Below are 18208 nucleotides of genomic sequence, written 5' to 3' on the forward strand. Positions count from 1 at the left end.
TGCTGCCTCGGCAACATCCTTTGCACGCTCCTCATAGTCACGCTTGAAGGCCGTGGCGCTGTCCGGCTGCTCCGACGTCAGCGGCTTCAGGGCCGTCACAGTCGCACCCGAGCTGATCGAGCGCACGTTGGAGGCCTGGGCCGAGCCGGCGGGGGCGGTGCGGCCTGCCGTGTTGCCCGCAGGAGCGTTGGTGGCCGGGGTGGTTGTGGCGCCAGAGACGATCTTCAGCGGCGAGGCGCCACGGACGAGACCGCGCGAGTACGGGCTTGCCTTGCCCTCGTTGATCCCCTTGCCGAGTGCCGTGTTGGAGAAGTCCGACAGGTCGACATGGGCGAGGTCGTGGCGGCCGAGATAGGACACCGCCAGCTCGCGGAACACGTAGTCGAGGATCGACGTCGCGTTCTTGATCGCGTCGTTGCCGATGACCATACCGGCCGGCTCGAACTTGGTGAAGGTGAAGGCCTCCACATACTCCTCGAGCGGCACGCCGTACTGCAGGCCAAGCGAGATCGCGATGGCGAAGTTGTTCATCATCGCACGGAAAGCAGCGCCTTCCTTGTGCATGTCGATGAAGATCTCGCCGAGGCGTCCATCGTCGAACTCACCCGTACGCAGGTACACCTTGTGACCGCCGATGACGGCTTTCTGGGTGTAGCCCTTGCGGCGGTTCGGCAGCTTCTCGCGCAGCGACCGCACCTCGCGCTCGACGATCTTCTCGACGATCTTTTCGGTGACCTGGATCGCCTTGGCGGCGGCCGGCGCGGCTGCGATCTGCTCGACCGCCTCTTCCGCTTCCTCCTCGTCGTCGGAGATCAGCGAGGCGTTGAGCGGCTGCGACAGCTTGGAGCCGTCACGGTAGAGCGCGTTCGCCTTGAGACCGAGCTTCCACGACAGCATGTAGGCGTTCTTGCAGTCCTCGACGGTTGCCTCGTTCGGCATGTTGATCGTCTTGGAGATCGCGCCCGAGATGAACGGCTGTGCCGCCGCCATCATGCGGATGTGGCTCTCGACGGAGAGGTAGCGCTTGCCGATCTTGCCGCACGGGTTCGCGCAGTCGAACACCGGCAGGTGTTCTTCCTTCAGGTGTGGGGCGCCCTCGAGCGTCATGGCGCCGCAGACGTGGATGTTGGCGGCCTCGATGTCCTTCTTCGAGAAGCCGAGCGCCGGCAGGATCTCGAACGAGAAGTCGTTGAGCTGCTCGTCGGTGAAGCCGAAGGTCTGCTTCAGCCAGTCAGCGCCGAGCGTCCACTGGTTGAAGACGAACTTGATGTCGAAGGCGGAACCGAGCGCGGCGTTGATCGCCTCGATCTTCTCGCCGGTGAAGCCCTTGGCCTTCAGCGTCGACGGGTTGATGCCGGGCGCCTGGTTGATGTTGCCGTGGCCAACCGCGTAGGCCTCGATCTCGGCGATCTGGCTCTCGGTATAGCCGAGCGTACGCAGGGCTTCCGGAACGGCGCGGTTGATGATCTTGAAGTAGCCGCCGCCAGCCAGCTTCTTGAACTTCACCAGCGCGAAGTCAGGCTCGATGCCGGTGGTGTCGCAGTCCATGACCAGGCCGATCGTGCCGGTCGGCGCAATGACGGTAGCCTGCGCGTTGCGGTAGCCGTACTCGGCGCCGAGGTCGAGCGCGCGATCCCAGGCAGCGCGGGCGCGCTGGACGAGTTCCTTCTGCCAGACATGCTCTTCCTCGAGCGGCACCGGGGTGACCGCCAGGTTCTCGTAGCCTTCCGTTTCGCCATAGGCGGCGCGGCGGTGGTTGCGGATCACGCGCAGCATGTGCGGCGCATTCGCGGTGTACTCGGGGAAGGCGCCGAGTTCGGCGGCCATCTCGGCCGAGGTCGCATAAGCGACGCCGGTCATGATCGCGGTCAGCACGGCGCAGAGCGCGCGGCCCTCGTCGGAGTCATACGGAATGCCGGAGGTCATCAGCAGGCCGCCGATATTGGCGAAGCCGAGGCCGAGCGTGCGGTATTCGTAAGACAGCTTGGCGATCTTCCACGACGGGAACTGTGCCATCATCACCGAGATCTCGAGGACGATGGTCCACAGGCGCACGGTGTGCTCATAGGCGTCGACGTCGATCGAGCCGTCGCTGTTGCGATAGGTCAGCAGGTTGATCGAGGCGAGGTTGCACGCCGTGTCGTCGAGGAACATGTATTCCGAGCACGGGTTCGACGCGCGGATCGGGCCGGCAGCCGGGCAGGTGTGCCAGTCGTTCATCGTCGTGTTGAAGTGCAGGCCCGGATCAGCCGACGCCCAAGCGGCGTAGCCGATCTTCTCCCACAGGTCGCGTGCCTTGAGCGTCTTCAGCACCTTGCCGTCCTTGCGGGCGGTCAGGTTCCAGTCGCCGTCCTGCTCGACTGCGCGCAGGAAGTCGTCCTTGACCGACACGGAGTTGTTCGAGTTCTGGCCGGAGACGGTCAGGTACGCCTCGGAATCCCAGTCGGTGTCGTAGGTCTTGAACTCGATCGAGGTGTAGCCCTGCTTGGCGAACTGGATGACGCGCTTGATGTAGTTTTCCGGCACCGCGTTCTTCTTGGCGGCGCGGATTTCGCGCTTCAGGACCGGGTTCTTGGCCGGGTCGTAGCAGTCGTCGTTGTCGCCTTCGCAGTTGACGCAGGCCTTCATGATGGCCGTCAGGAGCTGCTTGACGATCTTCGAGCCGGTGACGAGCGCAGCAACCTTCTGCTCCTCGGTCACCTTCCAGTCGATGTAGGCCTCGATGTCCGGGTGGTCGATGTCGACCACGACCATCTTGGCGGCGCGGCGGGTGGTGCCGCCCGACTTGATCGCGCCGGCGGCGCGGTCACCGATCTTGAGGAAGCTCATCAGGCCCGACGACTTGCCGCCGCCCGACAGGCGCTCGCCTTCGCCGCGCAGCTGCGAGAAGTTGGAGCCGGTGCCCGAGCCGTACTTGAACAGGCGTGCCTCGCGCACCCACAGGTCCATGATGCCGCCCTCGTTGACGAGGTCGTCGGCAACCGACTGTATGAAGCAGGCGTGCGGCTGCGGATGCTCGTAGGCCGAGGTCGACTTGGTCAGTTTTCCGGTGAACGGGTCGACGTAATAGTGGCCCTGGCCGGGGCCGTCGATGCCGTAGGCCCAGTGCAGGCCGGTGTTGAACCACTGCGGCGAGTTCGGTGCGACACGCTGGGTCGCGAGCATGTACGCGAGCTCGTCACGGAAGGCGAGGGCGTCTTCTTCGGAGTCGAAGTAGCGGCCCTTCCAGCCCCAGTAGGTCCAGGTGCCAGCGAGACGGTCGAAGACCTGCCGCGCATCGGTCTCCGAGCCATAACGCTTGTCCTCGGGAAGCTCGGCGAGCGCCTCCTCATCGGCCACCGAACGCCAGAGGAACGAAGGGACGTCGTTCTCCTCGACCTTCTTCAGCCGTGCCGGGACGCCGGCCTTGCGGAAATACTTCTGCGCGAGAATGTCAGCCGCGACCTGGCTGAACTGCGCGGGAACGTCGATATCGGCCAGGCGGAACACGATGGAACCGTCGGGATTCTTGATTTCGCTGGTCGCCTTGCGGAACTCGATATCCGCGTATGCCGACTGGCCTGCCTTGGTGAAGCGACGTTCGATGCGCATCTTTTTAGTCCCTATGGTCCCTAAATGTAGTGCCCGGAGATCGCTCGCGCATCTGCGCTGAGCGACTCTCCTGACACCGGTCCGCCGTCTGCCGTCGCCTTGTGGCGGCGGCTCTCTCCTGCCGCAGCGGTTCGAAAAAGATCGGGAAGCCCAAACATGCCGGCTCCCAACGATTTTTCCGCCTGCGGCGGGTCCTGAATCTTACTCGTTTCCGCTACTAGCTCACCGCAGCCGGTGACCCATCGAACACATTATCTAGTGTTATCTTGGGGCGCAAATGCTAAATGTACGGTTAACAGCCAATTTACACACCACTTCGTGTACCCCCGGCCGCAGGGCATGGACGCACGAAAGCGCGCCCGGAGATTGAGTCCCCACGACGTTGCCAGCATCTGCAAGACACAGACAGATCGGAAAAATACGGCCAGTGAAAGTACGCGCCGGCCACGTCCGCGAACGGGACGCGCCGACCATAAAAGGCGACTCGAACACCCTCGTCAAGCAGTCGTTTGGAGCACGTTGTGCGCCCCAATATGTTGTGCAGCGGCGTGTGGATAACGGGGAGAAGAGGGGATCTGGCGTTGCCACTTAGGGGGGCCGCTGGGCCGGCCCCGATGGCTCTGAATTCCCGGTGGAAAAGGTACTTTTCGCACCGATTTCCGGAGCTATCTGCCTTTACGGCAGCATATTAAGGGAGACGAACACCAGCGCGGCGAGTGCGGCCGCAGCCGGAACGGTGGTCACCCAGGCGGTTGCGATGGTCGTCACATGCGCTCGGCGGACCAGCTTGCGGCGGGCAATTTCCTCGCGCGACATCGGCGGTCCCTTCTCCTCGAGATCGTAGGCATCCTCGGTGGCGTCATTGCCGTTTTCGCCATTCGCCGCTGCACGCTCGGCGCGGGCACGTGCCACCTTGCGCTCGAGATAGGCGCGGCGGCGGCCGGAATGAGCGGTGTACCACTCCCGGAAGAAGCCGACCCCGAACACGGCGCCGATTGCGATGTGCGTCGAGCTCACCGGCAGGCCAAACCACGACGCCACGATAACCGTGACTGCAGCCGACAGCGCGACGCAGAAGGCGCGGATCGGATTGAGCTTGGTGATTTGCTGGCCGACCATGCGGATCAGCTTCGGGCCGAACAGGACAAGGCCAACCGAGATGCCGAGGGCGCCGATCACCATCACCCACAGCGGAATAACCACTTCACCGCTCGTCGTTCCATCCTGCGTCGCGTGGACGAGCGCGGCCAGCGGGCCGACGGCGTTGGCGACGTCATTGGCGCCGTGGGCGAAGGAAAGCAGGGCAGCCGACAGGATCAGCGGCATGTTGAACAGCTTGCGCAGCGACTGGTTTCGGTTCTCCATGCCCCGCGACTGGCGGTTCACGCTGATGCGCGAAAAATACCAGGCGACGACGAAGCAGGCGACGCCAACCAGCGTGATCTGCAGTGCCGAAAGATCGATGACGCGCTTCAGGCCCTTAGTCACGAGATAGGCGGCAAACGAGCCCGCCATGATCGCGATCAGGACCGGCACCCAGCGGCGCGCGGCCGTGATCTTGTCGTCCTGATAGATGATCGTCGTCTTGATGAAGAACAGGAATAGGGCGGCAATGATACCGCCGAGGAGCGGGGAGACGACCCAGCTGAGGGCAATGTTTCCGATCATCGCCCAGTTGATGGAGTAGAAGCCCGCCGCGACAATGCCAGCACCAACCACGCCGCCGACCACTGCATGGGTGGTGGAGACGGGCGCGCCGATCCAGGTGGCGAGATTGACCCAGAGCGCGGAAGAAAGGAGGGCCGCCAGCATCAGGCGGATGAACGCGTCGCCGGTCGGCAGGCTGGCGGGCGCGACAATGCCACTGGAAATCGTGGTGACGACGTCGCCGCCCGCAATAAGCGCGCCGGCACTCTCGAACACGGCAGCGATGGCCAACGCGCCGCCCATGGTCAGCGCCTTGGCGCCGACGGCCGGGCCGACATTGTTGGCGACGTCGTTGGCGCCGATGTTGAGCGCCATGTAGCCGCCGATTGCGGCCGCGATGATGACGAGCACCGCGCGCGGCTCACCGATGGCGAAGAAGGAGGCGACGATCGCGGCGAGCGCCAGGAACAGCAGGCCGAGGCCAGGTGCCACCAGCCCGCGTGACAGAAACGACGCCGCTTCCTCGACATGGACGAGCTTGTCCAGATCCTTGTCGAGCGTTTCTTTGCGCGCTTCCGTGGCGTTGACAGTCATCGAGCGTCCTATCGGTTAGCCGCCGCCAGCAACTGTGACAGCGGCCCCTCGCTTAAGAAAGCGGCATTCCGATAGCAAGACGACTTTCTTGTGTCAGATGCTCAGGCTGCAGATTGCCGTGGATTGGCGGCGAAATATTCAATGAGCTCGCTAAGGTCCGGCTCGTCGACGAGCCGGGCCGCGTCCCTCGGCGCAAACCAGCGCCGCTTGCGCTTCTTCCGCTCCGGCCACTTGTCGGCAACCTCGTCGACCTCGAGTGGGAAGACTGAAACCTCGCAGCCCCATTCCATGCCGGAGGGCAGCTTCTTCTGGTAGAGGTAGGTGCCGATCGGGCGCCGGGAGATGCCGCCGGAAACGCCCGCTTCCTCTGCCGCCTCGCGCGCGGCGGCCTCGTAGGGCTCCTCGCGCTTTTCCGGCCAGCCCTTGGGCAGCACCCAGCGGCCGGTGCCGCGGCTGGTGACGAGCAGGATCTCGAAGTCACCTTTTTCCGTCAGCCGCCAGGGAAGGGCAGCGACCTGCACGCGGCGCGGCAGCCCGCCGAAGAGACGCCTGACACGCTCCTTCAGCCATTTGCGCCTGCCACGGGTGAACACCATGATCTCCTCAACCAAACAATTTTGCCGACTTACGAATATTGCCGGCACGGTGCCCGGAAGGGAAGCGCAAAATGTGTGAAATTCAATAAGATCGCGAAGCCCTGCATCAGCGTCAGCAAGCTCGCGCAAGATCTGGGCGGTCAGCGAACCGCGCTGTCTGCAATCGGCTTCTGGTAGGTGAACCCCATGTCCCACGGGAAGTAGATCCAGGTGTCCTGCGACACTTCGGTGACGAAGGTGTCGATGATCGGGCGGCCTTTCGGCTTGGCATAAACCGCGGCGAAGTGCGCCTTCGGCATCATCGCGCGAACGATTGCGGCCGTCTTGCCGGTGTCGGTGAGGTCGTCGACGATCAGCACGCCTGCGCCCTCTTCCTTCATAAGCTCGGCGTTGATTTCCTTCAGCACGCGCAGGTCACCCTGGTCGGTGTAGTCGTGATACGAGGCAACGCAGACTGTCTCGATCAGGCGGATGCCGAGCTCGCGTGCAATCACTGCTGCCGGAACGAGCCCGCCGCGCGTGATGCAGACGATCGCCTTCCACTGCATGTTCAGGCCGGACAGGCGCCACGCCAGAGCGCGGGCGTCACGATGAAACTGATCCCAGGAGACGGGGAAAGCCTTTTCGGGAAGGGACATGAGACTGCACTCCGGTTGGCGCATATGCGTAGGCTGGAATGCAGCCGGAATTAGCCGGAATACTGGTCTCTTGGCAAGATGGGCTCGCCGAACCGCGGCATTACATGCAGCGCCGGCAGAATTACTCTGCGGGCAAGACTGCGAAAACTGGCTGCTATCGGGCCATCAGCGTCGGAACCAGCATCGAGCGCATCATGGTGCGCGTGGTGCCGCCGAAGAACAGCTGCTTCAGCCAGGACTGGCTGTAGGCGCCCATCACCAGCAACTCGGCGCCACTCTCGGCAACGCGGTTCTCGATCGCTGCACCCACCCCGATCTCGCCCGAGGTTGAGGGCGAATAGGTGATCTTCGCACCATGACGGGCAAGCGCGGCGGCAATGTCGACGCCGGCAAGCGCACCGTCTTCATGACAGCTGTCAGACGCGTCTAGGGTTAGGATTTCCGTCTCCTCAGCCTCGCGGATGAAGGGCAAGGCGTCGAACACGGCGCGTGCGGCCTGCTGGGTGCCGTTCCAGGCGATCAGCACCTTCCGGAATGAGGTCTTCGCCGGCATCGCATAAGGCACGAACAGCACCGGGCGGCCGCTCTCGAACAGCAACGCCTCGACATCCGCGTAGGAGCCCGCCTCGGCTTCCGGATTGACCTGCTGAACGATGATGAGGTCGCAGGCGCGCGCGACGATCAGGGAGCCGACGGCGCTGTCACCCGAAACGCTTTCAAGCGCATGCCACTCATGCGAGATCCCTTCCCGCTCTGCGCGGCTCTCGAACAGCTTCTTCAGCTCGTCGCTGTGCTTCTGGTTCGCCTCGGAGTCGAGGGTCATGAAATTGGTGTCCGGGAAGCCCATCGGCGAGACGTAGGGCAGGGGGATCGCCTCCGCATGCACGGCAATGACGTGCGCGGAGAAGCGACTGGCGAGGGGCAGTGCGCAATCTAACACGCGCTCGGCATCCGACTTGTCCTGCAGTACGACGAGAATGGTCTTGTAGCTCATACTGGCCTCCGGCTCCTGCGCTGATCGCGCATCCACTGCAACACTCTGCGCACCCCGAAGGTTTCGCTTTGACCGAGGTCAATGACGGATCATAAACCTGCCGTTGGGGCATTCAAGCCGGAGGAAGGGTAGCTCAGGGCTGCTTCGCCTTCAGCGCGTTCACCATCGCCTGCACATCGCCGGCCGCGGCATCCAGTGCCTCCTGCGTGCGGGCGCGCACCACGAGTTCCGTCCAGAAGCTGCCGTCCAGGAATTTTGGGTACGACCCGATGATCGTGTCGGGATGCGCCTTCTGGATCTCGGCGAGCGGTCCGCCGATGACGCCTTCGCCGAACGGGCAATGGATCATCGCCGACAGCATCTTGGCGCCGGTCTTCAGCGTCGGCACGACATTGTCCAGCATCGCCTGGAAGATCGACGGCACGCCCGCCATCACATGAACGTTGCCGATCCGGAAGCCGGGCGCAATGGAGATCGGGTTATCGATGTGCTCGGCGCCCACCGGCATGCGCGCCATACGCTTGCGTGCCTCGGTGAATTCGAGCCCGCGCTGGGCATAGTGGGCTTCGAGCAGCCTGTAAGCCTTCTCGTCGTATTCGCAAGGGACGCCAAAGGCCTTGGCGATCGAGTCGGCAGTGATGTCGTCATGCGTCGGCCCGATGCCGCCGGTGGTGAACACATAGGTGTATCGCGCCCGTAGCGCATTCACCGCCGCGACGATGTCGTCCTCGTCGTCGGACACTATCCGCACTTCCTTGAGGTCGATGCCGATCGCCGTCATCACGTCAGCGAGGTGTCCGATATTCTTGTCCTTGGTCCGGCCGGAGAGAATCTCATCTCCGATGACGATCATGGCGGCGGTAATGATTTCGGACATGGCGTGCCTCTCGGGAAACTGCGTCGAGCAATATCCCCGCGCGCCGGCCGCAGCAATGGGCCTCGTTCTAGAGCCGGAATGTCCAGAACAGGCAGGCCAGGCACGCCGCGAGGAAGACAACGAAGAACAGCGTGCGCAGCAGCACGTTCCGCCTGAGCTCGTTCATGGCGAGATGGGCGCCGATGATGACCACCGCGAAGATGAACTGCCAGTCGATGAGTACGGAAAGCGCGCCGCGGTTGCCGAAGGCAAAGCGCGCCAGCTGAACACCTATGATGGTCGCAAGCAGCACAAGCGTGGTCGAGAAGACCGGCACGGCGCCATTCGCCATCACAAAGCCAGCCGCGCGCAGCGGCAGCAGCATCATCAGCGCGCCGCAGAGGGCATAGACGGCGGCAAGCGGAATGAAGGTCGCGGCACTTGCAACATTGTCGAGGCGAGCGACCCCGAACTTGCCGAAAGGATAGCCCTTGACTTCGACAGCGATGCTGAGGGCGGCAAGCAAGCCGGTCAGCACCAGAACGAGGGCAAAGGCGGAGAAGGTGCGGTTCATGCGTGGTCCCCGAAGCAGAATCGGACTTCACGCATAAGACAGCGCCGATGCTTAACGAAATCGCACCGGCGCAGGAATGAGAGCTACCTGATCAGGTAGTAGGTCGAGACGAGTCCAAGGACGCATGCGCCAGCCAGCAGCCACCGGAAGGCGCTCGGCTTGTTGTAGATCATCGCGTAGCCCGCCACCCATGCGCAGGTGGAACTGCCAAGCGCGAACAGGACGCCAGTCCTGTGCCCATAGACGAGATTTGCCGCCATCAAGCCGCCGAGCGTGAGCGCACCGAAAACGACGATGATGAAAATGGCGGATTTCTCGAAATCGTCTGTCATATGGGTCTCCTGAATTGGCTTGYKYYACGGATACGAAATCGCCGGTACAATACCGGGCATCCGCGGCGCATTCCACCCGTCGCGCACGACTTTTGGGAACGTGCGACGCAAAGGTCACAGGAGATGTTCTGCCTCAGCGGCGCCACGCGTCCTTGTCGTGATGCCCTTTCTCGCGGCCGCCGCCCGGCAGCGGCTGCTGCGAGGCGGGCTCGGCATTCACGCCATCGGAATGCCGCGTCTTCGCGTCGACATCGTCGGCAGGTTCACTGTTGCCAAAGCCCTCCGGCGGCTTGTTGCCGGCGGCATCCTGGGAAAAGTCCTCGTGGCCGGCATACTGCGTGTCCTCCGGAGCCTTTGCCGCCTGCTCGCGGTTGCGCATTGCAACGGCATCGGAAAGCGAGTTGCGGTCCGGATTTGCGTTGGTCTCGCCGGCAGCATCCGGCTCATGGTCGGGATCATCGATTGCCGGCAGGTATCCTGCCGGACGGGTCTCTTCCGGCCCCTCCCAGCGCGGGGACTGGTCGGTGGTGCCGGGTTGGCCGTCTCTTGGGGAATTGGGGGACATCGTTGCCTCCTGTCTTGGTTTTGTTAAGCTCAACAGGAGGCGAGGCGGATGGTTCCGCCTCGGGGCTTCACGTTCTCACGCCGCTTCGAGCCGGCGCCGCTTGCGGCTTGATTGCTTGCGCACGGCATGGCCCATGGCAGCGCCGATCTCGGCACAGGCAGTGATGCCCTGCACGAACGGCCGGTCGTGCATCAGGAAAGGCAGCGCGCCCAGGCTAACCAGCCCCTCGAGCTCGGGCGGATCGAGCAGGCCGTAATCGTCTCCCACTTCCGGCACCTCGCTGGCGGCACCCAGCAAGATTTCCCGCAGCGTGGGGAAGGGGATGTCTTTGGAGCCAAGACGCTGCTGGCCGCGCGCGTCGATGAACACCGTGAACCGGTATGTCCTGTCTTCGGCTCGGATAACCGTCTGGTCCTCCCGCACGTCCATCTCGTAGTCGCTGCCGATCCCCGCGACCTTCAGCAGCCCTGCGTCGCGTAGCGCCAGCAGACGGCGGATCGATTCCGGCGGCACTGCCGCGTAGTTGTCGACGAACACCCGCTTCAGCCCGCGGTCGAACCGCTGGCGGTCCTCCTCGTCGAGTTCCGGGTAGAGATCCTCGAACTCCTCGTGCATGCGCAGGATAGCGTAGCGCCAGGCTACCGTGACCTTTGCCTCTCGATTCCGCTCGACCTCGATCAGGTTCTATCGCGCCCAGCGGAACGGGTCGCTTTGGAGGCGCGCCGCGAAATAAGCGTCGGCGAAGCTGTCAGCGTCGAGCTCATCCAGACCGATCGATTTCGACCAGTCGGGATCGTCGTGCTCCAGTTCCTCGATGAACAGGGCGTAGGCACGATCGAGCAGCCCCCTGGCCCCGAGTTCTCGTTCAGTGGCTAGCGCGTCGGGCGTGCACACCGCAAGCGGTTCGTAGGGGATCGGGCAGTAGAAATCGGCCTCGGGCAGAACGCCGGAGCGGGAAAGCAGCGTGATCCGGAGCTTCGTTCCCGAGTCCTTTGGTCGGAAGGAAAGCTCGCCGTCGCGATCCTGCAGGAACTGCCCGTGCTGGCACGCGACCGCCATCGCTGCGTCGATCGCACTCAGCGACGTGCCCATGACCCCGACCTCCGCCGCCGGAATGTCCGCATCGATGAGGCCGGACCATGGGCTCGGATAATAGTGGTCGGTTGGGTCGTCATCGATCGGGAACATGTGCCCGGTGGCGAGGATCACACGGTCGAATTTTTCGCACATAGGACCGACCGTTGTTTCCAGCCGCACGTGTCCGGCTTCTGGAACGACGTCCGAGATCTCAGTTCCTTCGTGGATCGAGACGAAATGCCCCCGCGCCTCCGCCTTGCCGACCAGCGACACGAACTGCGCGCGGTAATATTCGCCGAGCAGCATGCGCGGCGTGAACGTCCGCACGTCGAAGGTGTCCGGATCGACACCATAGCTGCGCAGGATGGCCTTTGGCTGGCTCGTCAGCCAGTCATGGTAGGACTGGTTGAGCGGCGGGATTTCAATGCTGGCAATGTTTGCCAGCATGCGCCGATCGGCCGTCTCCGAGGTATAGGGCATGCCGATGCCGGCCCGGTCGCCCTTTTCGAAGATGAAGATCGAAAGCGGCTCGGCGGTCTCGATGAGCTTCTGGAAAGTGTAAAGACCCGTGGGGCCGGAGCCCACGATCGCAACGCGCAGTGTCATACGGTCCCTCAATCAACCGAAAATGCGCGGCAGGAACGTTGAGGAAGATGATCCGGTTCCTGAAGAAGCTGGAGAAGGGGAGGAAATGGCAGAAGGGGTGGGATTCGAACCCACGGAGAGCTCACACCCTCGCCGGTTTTCAAGACCGGTGCCTTAAACCGCTCGGCCACCCTTCCAGCATTGATTTCGTTAGCCTTTTTTGGTTTCGCCTCCGGCTCTTGTGGGGCCTTTGCTACCATATTGCTACCGAATGCTTTTACGCGATCGGCTTTAGCGCGCCTCGGATCGCGGCGTCAACCTGTTCTGCAGCGTCTGCCTGCATTCCCGGCATCACGTGGCTGTAGAGATCCAGCGTGATCCCAATGCTGGAATGACCGAGGCGTTCGCTGGCGATCTTGGGGTGCACTCCCGCAGACAGCATCTGGCTCGCATGGGTGTGCCTGAGGTCGTGAAAGCGGATGCGGGGCAGGGTAGTCTTGCTCAGGAGCCTCACCCACTCATGCGTTAGCGAGCGCGGCTGCAAAGGGCTACCGCCAGCCTCACGCATTCAAGCTCGGCATGGTCGATAACCTGATCGATGAAGAGCACGCCGGAAACCTGATCGAGAAGATCGGCGTGGCCGCAACGGCAGCCCACGTTGGCGAGCGGCTTGGTGCTTATCTCAAGAAGCTTATGGAGGCGGCATGAGCACGTCAGTTGGAGCGGTCCACGTTGATCTTGGGCTCAGTGCCGCTCAGTTCAACAAGGGCCTTAGCGATGCGAAGAAGTCCGCCAGACGGTTTGGCACTGAGCTGAAGTCGGTGTTCGCATCTGCTACCGTCAACTTCGCTAAGGGGCTTCTTGCCGGTGTCGGCGGTGTCGGTGGCGCTGTGGCTGCGCTCAGGCAGGTGGCTGGCAGCGTTGCGGAGATCCGCAACGAGGCGGCTCGTGCGGGCGTCACGACACGCGTATTTCAGGAATGGCAGGCCGTCGCGGTCAAGGCTCGCATTCCGATGGACGCGCTCGCTGACGCCTTCAAAGAGCTGAACATTCGCGGCGATGAGTTTGCGCAGACGGCGAAGGGCTCGGCAGCGGAAGCCTTCGCGCGCCTCGGCCTCACCCCTGCCGAAGTCAAGGAGCGCCTCAAAGATCCCGCCGAGCTGATGCTGCTTATCATCGAACGCACGCGCCAGCTAAAGGATACGGCAGCGGCAACGCGCATCTTTGACGAGCTCTTCGGCGGCACAGGTGCGGAGCGGCTTGTCGCGCTCCTCGGCCAGTCCACGGATGAAATTCGCGCCACGATCAAGGAGGCGCACAACCTTGGTAACGTCCTCGATGATGAGGTGATCAATCGCGCTGCTGAGGTTGATCAGAAGTTCAACGAGATTGTCCACACGGTTGGTCAAAATCTGAGCGGTGCCATCGTTACGGCCTATACGGCACTGCAGGACTTCATCAACACCTTCAACGGCTTTGAGGCCCAGCGGACGATCAAGCTTGACGAGAACCTTGCCGCGCTCGGTCGGGAACGGCTGGAGGTCGAAAGGCAGATCGCGGAGCTGCGGGGACGCGAGCGTTCCCGCCTCGGTGCCGGTGACGGCATCTATGGCACGTCAATCGGAGAGTCTACCATTGGCGAGGCGATGCAGGATCATCAGCGCCGCCTCGAAGCCATCGCTGCTGAAGAGACGGCCATCCTCAAGGTGCTGAAAGCACGCGAAGAGGCCGCGAAGGTTCCCGCTCCCACAAGCACTGGCTGGGCTCCTACACCATACACCCCGCCCGCCACTGGCGGCGGGCGCGACAAAGCTGCACTGGCTGCCGAGCGCGAGGCTGAGGCTGTTCGTCGTCTGATCGGTGATCTACAGCACGAGCTGTCCCTTGTCGGTGCCACCAATCTTGAGCGTGACATCGCCAACGCACTGCGGCAGGCTGGGGCGGCAGCAACGGCAGAACAGCAGGCACAGATCGTTTCACTGATCACTGCCCTTCACGCTGAAGAGGAAGCTACGCGCAAGGCCAGCGAAGCGGCTGCGGAGCTGCGCGACATTGGCCGCGATGTGCTTGGCGGCATGATCAACGATCTGATGAATGGCAAGTCTGCAGCTGATGCCCTTGCCGATGCTCTCAAGCGCGTTGGCGACCGTCTGCTGAACATGGCGCTCGACAATCTCTTCGACCCCAAAAGCGGCGGTTCTGGTGGTCTCTTAGGCGGCAAGATCATCCCCGGCATCCTGCATAGCGGCGGTGTTGCTGGCCGCGACGGCTACGGGCATGGGCGCTCGGTGTCGCCTTCGGTCTTCGTCGGTGCCAAGCGTTACCACAAGGGCGGCGTAGCTGGCCTGCAGCCGGGCGAGGTTCCGGCCATCCTTCAGCGCGGCGAGGTTGTGCTGCCGAGGGGAGCAGCGGTTGGCCAGTCCGGGCAAGTCGTCGTGAACTTCAGCCCGCAAATTGATGCAAGCGGCGCAGATCCCGCAGCAATCCAGCGCCTTGAAGGCAGCCTCAACAAGCTGAAGGCCGAGCTGCCCGCGACCGTGGTCGAGACCGTCCGCAGGGCGCAGAAGGGCAATGTGAAGTTGGGTTAGGGGCCAAATGAAGATCGTCCACTCGGGCGCGTCCATGACTTGCTGCCAATACCTTGCGTTACTGGCTGTAGCGGCAGTGGGCGCCGGTGCTCTAGTCGTCTAGCAACCGTGTGCCAACCTACGGTCCTTGGCGATCACCGGTCAACACAGCAACTAGGAAGACGACGATGAACAGCGCAGGCGACCGGGCTCGACGCCCGGTCGACACTAAAGCAGAGCGGTTTAGAACTTGAAGTTCAGACCGACGCGGACGGTGTGGAAGCTGTAGTCGCGGGAGRGGCYCGCATCCAATCCTCCGATATCCCCGGCCACAAGCGTCTCCTTACCGAGATCGGTGTACAGATATTCCGTCTTGAGGCTCAACTGATCGGTAAATGCATATTCGGCACCAGCACCGACAGTCCAGCCCCAGCCGTTCGAGCTGGTCGAAGCTTCAAAGAGAGGCGTGCCGTTCAACGAAGCGTCAATGGAGCTGCTGGTCTTGCCATAAGCTACACCACCCGTCACATAAGCCATCATACGATCGGTGACCGAAGTGCCGAGGCGCGCGCGGATCGTGGCAAACCAATCGAGCTCGGTACCAGCACTCGCATTTAAAGTATTGGTGCCATCCGTGAAGGAGGCGCTGACCCGGTGGTCAATGTTTGCGAGCTGGATATCACCCTCGATGCCCCAGATCAGGCTACCGCTTTGCATGTTGTAGCCGACCTGAACGCCGCCCACAAAGCCGTTTCCTGAAATATCAATTGACCCTTCCGCGATAGTCGTGGGACCAGCCGGATCAACGAGGCTAATCGGATGATCCGCAGTTCCCCCGCCGATGCCGGCGTTCACACCTACGTAGAACCCGGACCAGTCATGTGAACTGGCGACCGGTGCATAGCTGACATCAGCCGCATATGCAGACGATGCGAGAACGAGCGCGAAAGCTGTTGCGCCGAAGAAATTAAGTTTCATGTTCTACCCCCACACGATTAAAAAGGCGCCGAGACTTAACCACAAGACCTGGACAGAGTTAGTAGCAAATTTGCAACACTGTCAGTTGTTAATATGAATGCAAGGTCAATTATACACGTGCACGCGAACGCCAGCTTCTATCGCATGTAAAAAAATAGCGTGCATTTTTCTTCAAAAATAACGCTTAGTATTAACGTGCAACATTACAGATATTTCGCGGTAAATGTATTATGCTGCGAAACTTGGATACGTCGTATATTTGCAGGCAACGACGAAGGGTCTGTGCTGGTGCCGAAAGTCATCCTGTCGGAAGAGCAGCTTAAGCGGGCGCGGCAGCTTCGCTTGCCCCCCCCCGACAACTTCTTTGAAAGACGACCACAGGACGGTCACGAAGCATCGCACAGGGAACCGGCATAAGAGAGCCCCAGCTTTCGCATCGGAGGAGGAAGACCAAGAAGGCGAAGGAGTTGAGAAAGACAAGTTCCCGCTACTTCCGGCACCGGTTCGCAATTTCCTCGACATCTCTTTCGAACTGAGCGGCGTCCGAATTAGCTATTGCCGACCCGCCCCTCTTCTAGTCGCGAAACATGCTTTCCGGCAGGCAGGTGATCGAACCGCCCACGCCAAGATACGCGGCGACAATTTTTGCTTGGTTCTTGCGGGCATCGCACTCGGTTTGAGAGAGCTCGCTTGCATTCACCCGCTCGGTGTTCCCAATGGCGTGAACAAGACGGAACGTTTCTGGCTTCGGGCGTGACGGTTGATGCCCTTTTTGCTGTTGTGGCTGAGGCGGCTTTGGCTGCGCGCCGCCATAGCTGAGCGAATAAATCACCGTGACAACCGCGACGATGCCAAGAGTAGCGCGACCAAATCCTGGTCGATTGTTGCTGTTCCTGCCCAAGTGGTCCTCCGAGGCTCTAATGGCGACTGACCTTGAACAACTAATCGTTGCGGTTGAAGCTCGCGCGATAGCACTTGGGCGCGCGCTACGTCCCAGAGCGAACTCGTTCAGAATTCGTGAGAGCTTCCCCAAGCCGTCCCACCGACTCCTTCAGAGCTCCCTCCGCCGCTTGCACCAACGCCGCTGCACCACCCTCGCAGAAGCCCCCCGCGTCTCCCTGTGCGTTCCCATCGCCTGCAACCGTCGAGCCCAATAGACGACCGTGGCGCCCATCAACCGTGATGGAGGCTACCAGTTCGACGTCCGTCTCCATACCCGCTACCCAGAAGCCAGGGACGACCCGCAAGCGAGCATTGAGTTCCTCTCCGCGCACGATGATCATGCCTCTCGCTCCGCGACCCGCCAGCTCAGCGCGATCAACTGGAGCGTTAACGAGTTCCAATTGCTCCACAAGCGTCTCGAATGTTTTTCGCACAGACCCTGCAAAGCCGGATCTGAGGTCGAGTGGATAGGTGTGGGCAGCACAATTGAAGTCGGACGGCTTCACTGACCGTACCAGTGCGCCGCCATCCACATAGAGTAGATATTTTCCAGGCAATTTATCGCCATAGGAAGAATAGACGTTATACGCTCCTACAGCCATTGGCTGCGCGTTGTATGCACATCCAGCAAGGAATAATGCAAACCCAAGTACAACGGCGTGATGTTTCACGAATTGCCTCCCCAAGTCCCGGTGGCAATTCAAGCCCGTCCATGACTGATCTGTCTACTCCCAAACGGTAGACCGCACACTGCAGAGAAACAGAGTGAGGTATGATCCGCTTGATGGCCGCAAATGAGCGGTGCGACCAACCAGAGAGATAGCCTGCGCCGCTAAGCTATTCCCATCGTCTCTGTCTCCTCATCGATCGCGAGCATCGTGCCCAATAGTTCCGCGCCGATCAGGAACTCGCGAACAGCGACATACGCGGCAAAATCCAAATCCCGACCCAGCATGTTTGCTAAGCGGCTCAAGGCAATCAGTTCCGTGTCGGATAGTGAGACAGTGACATACATGGTGGCTTCCTGGACAAATTCATCGGGTATTCTGCCTCGTGCGTGAGGAAGCGCAATCACCCGGGTGAGTTACGGAAGGTAAGACGCGGCTACTTCTTCTTCCCTTGCAGCCTGGTCCCGCACCAGGGGCAGAAGTGAATTGGGAAGCCACCTTCGTCTATGACTTCGCCATCGTCCGCGAGTGGCAGCATGTAGAATGAATTCTGGTCGCCCACAGTGACGTCAGAAACGAAAACGAACCTGTATCATCGACGGCTGCCACAAACAGATCGCAGCAGGCGGGCTTCTCATCCCAATCGAAGTTTCCTCCGACGTGGTCCTTAGGTGGAATACAATCGCTCATGTTTTTCTCCGCTCTTGTGCAGTGAAGCGGAGAAGGCCAACGGTACCGACGTAGGAACAGCTGCCGCGAGCCCAGAGGGCCTTCCCGCCCAACCGAGCCTTAAGCCCCCACTTCAGGATCGGCATCCCCAAGCGACTCCCTTCAGGCCCGCAGCGAATAATCGTTAGCATCTTCTTCATTAGATGGAAGAGGATCTTTGCTGGGGGGAAGGAATAGTGCCCTGCGCCTACGTTGCCTGAGGGCGCAGGGCTGCCGGTGGGGACTTTAGCTGGGCATACTGTTCACCGACCATATCAGAGTTTACCTAACCAGGT

18 protein-coding genes and 1 tRNA gene are annotated in these 18208 nt (G+C 61.7%); 2 read left to right on the forward strand and 17 right to left on the reverse strand.

Going from position 1 to position 18208, the window contains the following annotated elements; translation table 11 throughout:
• The 13 genes from L610_RS14810 to L610_RS14865 form a co-directional block, all read right to left on the reverse strand.
• A partial coding sequence (locus tag L610_RS14810; protein ID WP_144705998.1) for a vitamin B12-dependent ribonucleotide reductase occupies positions 1-3591 on the reverse strand: 3591 nt, incomplete at its 3' end.
• Positions 3592-4266: 675 nt separating this feature from the next.
• Positions 4267-5832: an inorganic phosphate transporter gene (locus tag L610_RS14815; RefSeq protein WP_024847532.1), complete on the reverse strand. Its 1566-nt coding sequence runs from the start codon at positions 5830-5832 to the stop codon at positions 4267-4269.
• A gap of 101 nt (positions 5833-5933) precedes the next feature.
• Complete coding sequence (locus L610_RS14820; RefSeq protein WP_024847533.1) at positions 5934-6428, reverse strand: NUDIX hydrolase; 495 nt, start codon at positions 6426-6428, stop codon at positions 5934-5936.
• Positions 6429-6568: 140 nt separating this feature from the next.
• Positions 6569-7066, reverse strand: a complete 498-nt coding sequence (gene gpt / locus L610_RS14825) for a xanthine phosphoribosyltransferase (protein ID WP_024847534.1) — start codon at positions 7064-7066, stop codon at positions 6569-6571.
• Between the two features lie 154 nt (positions 7067-7220).
• Positions 7221-8060 (reverse strand): universal stress protein, encoded by an 840-nt coding sequence (locus L610_RS14830; RefSeq protein WP_144706000.1) that lies wholly within the window; start codon positions 8058-8060, stop codon positions 7221-7223.
• A 133-nt stretch (positions 8061-8193) separates the two neighbouring features.
• Positions 8194-8937: a competence/damage-inducible protein A gene (locus tag L610_RS14835; RefSeq protein WP_144706003.1), complete on the reverse strand. Its 744-nt coding sequence runs from the start codon at positions 8935-8937 to the stop codon at positions 8194-8196.
• 67 nt (positions 8938-9004) lie between these two features.
• A complete protein-coding gene (locus L610_RS14840; RefSeq protein WP_144706005.1) occupies positions 9005-9490 on the reverse strand; it encodes a hypothetical protein in 486 nt (161 codons plus the stop codon).
• Positions 9491-9573: 83 nt separating this feature from the next.
• Positions 9574-9822, reverse strand: coding sequence for a hypothetical protein (locus L610_RS14845; protein WP_024847538.1), 249 nt, complete (start codon positions 9820-9822; stop codon positions 9574-9576).
• Positions 9823-9955: 133 nt separating this feature from the next.
• Positions 9956-10387, reverse strand: coding sequence for a hypothetical protein (locus L610_RS20895; protein WP_371713062.1), 432 nt, complete (start codon positions 10385-10387; stop codon positions 9956-9958).
• A 75-nt stretch (positions 10388-10462) separates the two neighbouring features.
• On the reverse strand, positions 10463-11002 hold the full coding sequence (locus L610_RS20560) for a hypothetical protein (protein ID WP_246659027.1): 540 nt from the start codon (positions 11000-11002) through the stop codon (positions 10463-10465).
• 69 nt (positions 11003-11071) lie between these two features.
• The gene (locus tag L610_RS20565; protein ID WP_246659028.1) at positions 11072-12070 is read right to left on the reverse strand and encodes an FAD/NAD(P)-binding protein; all 999 of its coding nucleotides are present in this window, start codon (positions 12068-12070) and stop codon (positions 11072-11074) included.
• Positions 12071-12156: 86 nt separating this feature from the next.
• Positions 12157-12246, reverse strand: a tRNA-Ser gene (locus L610_RS14860).
• An 80-nt stretch (positions 12247-12326) separates the two neighbouring features.
• Positions 12327-12617 (reverse strand): tyrosine-type recombinase/integrase, encoded by a 291-nt coding sequence (locus L610_RS14865; RefSeq protein WP_144706007.1) that lies wholly within the window; start codon positions 12615-12617, stop codon positions 12327-12329.
• A gap of 11 nt (positions 12618-12628) precedes the next feature.
• Here L610_RS14865 and L610_RS20745 point away from each other — a divergent pair, with 11 nt between their 5' ends.
• Both L610_RS20745 and L610_RS14870 read left to right on the forward strand, forming a co-directional pair.
• Positions 12629-12757: a hypothetical protein gene (locus L610_RS20745; protein WP_256366556.1), complete on the forward strand. Its 129-nt coding sequence runs from the start codon at positions 12629-12631 to the stop codon at positions 12755-12757.
• Positions 12754-14637, forward strand: a complete 1884-nt coding sequence (locus L610_RS14870; RefSeq protein ID WP_144706009.1) for a hypothetical protein — start codon at positions 12754-12756, stop codon at positions 14635-14637. The genes L610_RS20745 and L610_RS14870 overlap by 4 nt, the downstream gene beginning before the upstream one ends.
• A gap of 222 nt (positions 14638-14859) precedes the next feature.
• Here L610_RS14870 and L610_RS14875 read toward each other — a convergent pair whose 3' ends face one another.
• The 4 genes from L610_RS14875 to L610_RS14890 all read right to left on the reverse strand — a co-directional run bounded on the left by L610_RS14875 (position 14860) and on the right by L610_RS14890 (position 17551).
• Positions 14860-15594, reverse strand: a complete 735-nt coding sequence (locus tag L610_RS14875; protein WP_144706011.1) for an outer membrane protein — start codon at positions 15592-15594, stop codon at positions 14860-14862.
• 574 nt (positions 15595-16168) lie between these two features.
• The gene (locus tag L610_RS14880) at positions 16169-16495 is read right to left on the reverse strand and encodes a hypothetical protein (protein WP_144706013.1); all 327 of its coding nucleotides are present in this window, start codon (positions 16493-16495) and stop codon (positions 16169-16171) included.
• Positions 16496-16580: 85 nt separating this feature from the next.
• A complete protein-coding gene (locus L610_RS14885) occupies positions 16581-17207 on the reverse strand; it encodes a hypothetical protein (protein ID WP_246659030.1) in 627 nt (208 codons plus the stop codon).
• 161 nt (positions 17208-17368) lie between these two features.
• On the reverse strand, positions 17369-17551 hold the full coding sequence (locus L610_RS14890) for a hypothetical protein (RefSeq protein WP_144706015.1): 183 nt from the start codon (positions 17549-17551) through the stop codon (positions 17369-17371).
• Positions 17552-18208 lie beyond the last annotated feature (657 nt).

Source organism: Aminobacter sp. J44, assembly GCF_007829415.1.
GTDB lineage: Bacteria > Pseudomonadota > Alphaproteobacteria > Rhizobiales > Rhizobiaceae > Aerobium.